Source organism: uncultured Nevskia sp., assembly GCF_903885465.1.
Lineage (GTDB): Bacteria > Pseudomonadota > Gammaproteobacteria > Nevskiales > Nevskiaceae > Nevskia.
Window position 1 is genome coordinate 1 of record NZ_CAISIQ010000242.1, and the last position, 3,702, is coordinate 3,702.

The following is a 3,702-nucleotide window of genomic DNA, read 5'->3' on the forward strand; positions in this document are numbered from 1 at the left end:
CGGCAGGTGCCGATGACATCAACCAGGCACCGTTCGGGCCCTGCTGCGAAGGCCAGGTCGGCGTCGACTGGTGAGCCTGCTGCGACATCGGCGCCTGTGCCGCCTGCTGATGCTGCATCGACAGCGCCAGCGACTGCTGCACTTCCCAGTCGAATTTCGGCAGCGAGCGCACCGCGTTCTCGAGCTGACGCGCCCAGGTTTCCTTGAGCGCAGCGTAGTACGGCGTGTCGTAATCGAGCCGGAACGAATGGGTGATCGACAGGCGATCGCGTTCCATGATCGCGACATCGACCGGCGGGCCGACCGAGATGTTCGAGCGCATCGTCGAATCCAGCGACACCAGCGCGCAGCGCGCAGCATCTTCGAGCTTGGCACCCGGCCGGACGAAGCGATCGAGAATCGGCTTGCCGTACTTGATCTCGCCGATCTGCAGGAACGGCATTTCCGGGCTGGCGGCGATGCAGTTGCCGAGCGGGTAGATCAGGTAGATCGAGGGATCTTCGCCCATGATCTGGCCGCCGAGAATCAAGGTCGTTTCGACATTGACGTTCATGCTCGATTCCGCACTCTGCTTCTGCGCGCGTACCGACAGCTGGCCGAGATAATCGGCGGCATCGAACATGTGGCGCACCGTGCGCAGCGACACCTTGCAGCTCGGGTCGTTCATCTCGCGACGGGCATAGGCGAGCACGTACTGCGTGGTCGCCAGATTGCCGGCGGAGAGAATCACGAACACGCGCTCCCCGGGCACCTCAAGCACATGCAGCTTGTTGTACGTGCGCACGTCATCGACGCCAGCAGCAGTACGGGTATCGGCGGCGAATACGAGGCCGTCGTTGACTTTGATCGCGACGCAGTAGGTCATGGCTGTGTGCGGGCCTGTTTTTGTGAGTTGACGACGACATGCTCGGCCGCTGGCTGGACAAAGCATAACTTGTGCCGCGCTGACACGACGGATGCCTTTGTCATCGCCTGATTTGTCATGGCCCGGCAACGGCAGGGCCCGCGCCCTGTGCCGCGACTGCGATAATCACGCATGACCTCGCTGAACCTGACCAGCCGCTCCGAATTCCTGCGCGTCCGCGGCCTGCGCTATCACCTGCGTCGCTGGGGCGATGCGCGCCTGCCGCTGCTGTTCCTCGGCCACGGCTTTCTCGATGTATCGGCCACCTTCGAGCCGCTGGTCGCACCGCTGCTCGACCGCTGGCAGGTAATCGCTCCGGATTGGCGCGGCTTCGGCCACACCGAGTGGCCGCAGGAAGGCTACTGGTTCCACGATTACGTGGCCGACCTCGATGCCATCGTCAACCACTACTCGCCGGATGCACCGCTGCGCCTGGCGGGCCACAGCATGGGCTCGCAGATCGTCAGCCTGTTTGCAGGCCTGAGGCCGGCGCGCGTCGAAAAATTGGCGCTGCTCGACGGCATCACCCTGCCGGATATGCCGGCGGCGCTGGCGCCGAAGCGCTTCCTGCACTGGCTGGACGAACTGCGCGAAACGCCGCGCGAACGCAGCTACGCCTCGTTCGATGAACTGGCCGGGCGTATCCGCCGCCAGCATCCGCAGCTGTCGGACGCACATGCCGCGTTCGTGTCGCGCTGCTGGGGCCGCGAGGATGGCTACGGCAAGGTCACGCTGTGCGCCGATCCCAAGCATTACCGCCACGGCCCCGGGCTGTATCACGCCGAGGATTCGAACGCGGTCTGGCGCGAGGTGACGGCGGATACCTTGTTCGTCGACGCAGGCAAGTCTTTCGTCAAGATGCCACCCGAACAGCGCGCGGCGCGGGTCAGCTGCTTCCGTCGCCACCGGGTCGAACTACTGCCGGAAGCCGGGCACATGCTGCATTTCGACGCCCCCGAAGAAACCGCGGCGCTGGTCGCCACCTTCCTGTCGGCCTGAGTCGGTCATGGCGCGCCTGAACCTGTCGCAACTGCCGGCCACACTCGTCAAGGGCCTGGCGCCGCTGTACGTCGTCGGTGGCGAGGAACCGCTGCTGGCTCAGGAAGCGCTCGATTCGATCCGCGCCAAGGCGCGCGCCGTCGGCTATTCCGAGCGTGAAGTGCTCGATGCCGAGAAGGGTTTCGAGTGGGGCCTGCTGCTCGATGCCTGCAATGCGATGTCGCTGTTCGCGTCCTTGCGCATCGTCGAACTGCGCCTGCACAACGCGCCCGATGTCGCCGGCGGCAAGATCCTGCAGCAGCTGGCCAGCGCGCCACCGCGCGACGTGCTGCTGCTGATCCACGTCAACAAGCTGGAATGGCGCACCCGCAGCGGCGGCTGGTTTTCGGCACTCGAAGCGGCCGGCGCCAGCCTGTACTTCGAAGCGATGAAGCCGGGCGAGCTGCCGGGCTGGATCGGTAGTCGCCTGAAAGCAGCCGGGCTCGATGCCGAACCGGAAGCGCTGCAACTGCTCGCCGAGCGCACCGAGGGCAATCTGCTGGCCGCCCAGCAGGAAGTGCAGAAGCTGGTGCTGCTGCATGGCAAGGGCGCTCGGCTGAATGTCGATGCCATCGACACTGCGGTTGCCGATTCCGCGCACATCGACGTCTTCGGCTGGATCAACAAGATCATGGCCGGCGATGCCCGCGGCGCGATGCGTGGCCTCGATACCTTGCGTGGCGAAGGCATGGATATCGTGCCGATCACCCTGCTGCTGGCCACCGGTCTGCGCCAGCTCGCCAACGTCGCCAATCTGATGGCGCGCACCGGCAATGCGGCCTCGGCTGTCGAGGCCGCGCGCATCCACAAGGCCAACCAGCCGGCCTACACGAAAGCCGCGGAACGCTCGACGCCGAACCAGGTGCTCGGCTGGCTGCGCAAGTGCGCGCAGGTCGACGCCCAGGCCAAGTCCAGCGGCGGTCAGCCGCAGGCCTGGGAAGAGTTGTTAACATTGATCGTGGCCGTTTCTACAACGGCGAGGAAAAAGGCGGCAACGGCAAGGCGATGACTGCGGCAACCAACAGGGAATTCCGGAAGGACGCGGCCGGCAACGACGCGGTCAACCGTTACATGAAAGAGGTCGGCACTCGCGCCCGCGCGGCCGCCCGGCTGATTGCCCGCGCCAGCACTGGCGAGAAGAACGCCGCCCTGTTCGCGCTGGCCGATGTGATCATGGCCGAAGCCACCACCATCCTCGAAGCCAATGCGCTGGATCTGCGCGCGGCGCGCGATGCCAAGCTCGATGAGGCGCTGGTCGAGCGCCTGGAGCTGAATCCGTCCCGCGTTGCCGCGATGGCCGATGGCGTGCGCCAGGTCGCCGCCCTGCCCGATCCGATCGGCGAAATGTTCGACCTGAAGATGCGGCCGTCCGGCATCCAGGTCGGCAAGATGCGGGTGCCGCTCGGCGTCGTCGGCATCATCTATGAATCGCGTCCGAACGTGACCGCCGATGCCGCAGCGCTGTGCCTGAAGTCCGGCAATGCCTGCGTGCTCAGAGGCGGCTCGGAAGCGATGCACAGCAATCAGGCGATCGCCCGCTGCATCTCGCGCGCGCTGAAATCCGCCGGCCTGCCCAGCGATGCGGTGCAGGTGGTCGACACCACCGACCGCGCCGCCGTCGCCGCAATGCTGGCAATGCCGGAAGCGATCGACGTGGTCATTCCGCGCGGCGGCAAGGGCCTGGTCGCGTTCGTCTCCGAACACGCCAAGGTGCCGGTGATCAAGCATCTCGACGGCAACTGCCACGTCTATGTCGACCA

General features: G+C 65.7%; 4 protein-coding genes. 3 read left to right on the forward strand and 1 reads right to left on the reverse strand.

The genetic code is table 11. From position 1 onward, the window contains the following. On the reverse strand, nucleotides 1-865 hold an 865-nt coding region (locus tag QZY06_RS08995; RefSeq protein WP_295683092.1), incomplete at its 3' end, for a hypothetical protein. Between the two features lie 171 nt (nucleotides 866-1,036). Between QZY06_RS08995 and QZY06_RS09000 the strand changes: the two genes are divergently transcribed. From QZY06_RS09000 to QZY06_RS09010, 3 genes are all read left to right on the forward strand, one after another. After that, a complete protein-coding gene (locus tag QZY06_RS09000) occupies nucleotides 1,037-1,903 on the forward strand; it encodes an alpha/beta hydrolase (protein WP_295683095.1) in 867 nt (288 codons plus the stop codon). 7 nt (nucleotides 1,904-1,910) lie between these two features. Then, nucleotides 1,911-2,951 carry a DNA polymerase III subunit delta gene (gene holA / locus QZY06_RS09005; protein ID WP_295683098.1) on the forward strand — a complete coding sequence of 347 codons (1,041 nt, stop codon included), beginning with the start codon at nucleotides 1,911-1,913 and terminating at the stop codon, nucleotides 2,949-2,951. A gap of 62 nt (nucleotides 2,952-3,013) precedes the next feature. Beyond that, nucleotides 3,014-3,702, forward strand: a 689-nt coding sequence (locus QZY06_RS09010) for a glutamate-5-semialdehyde dehydrogenase (RefSeq protein WP_367275598.1), incomplete at its 3' end; no start/stop codon positions are given.

What these genes read in the sequence shown, in the direction of transcription:
- QZY06_RS09000 (WP_295683095.1), top strand. Translation starts at nt 1,037, where the DNA reads ATGACCTCGCTGAACCTGACCAGCCGCTCCGAATTCCTGCGCGTCCGC.
- holA (WP_295683098.1), top strand. Translation starts at nt 1,911, where the DNA reads ATGGCGCGCCTGAACCTGTCGCAACTGCCGGCCACACTCGTCAAGGGC.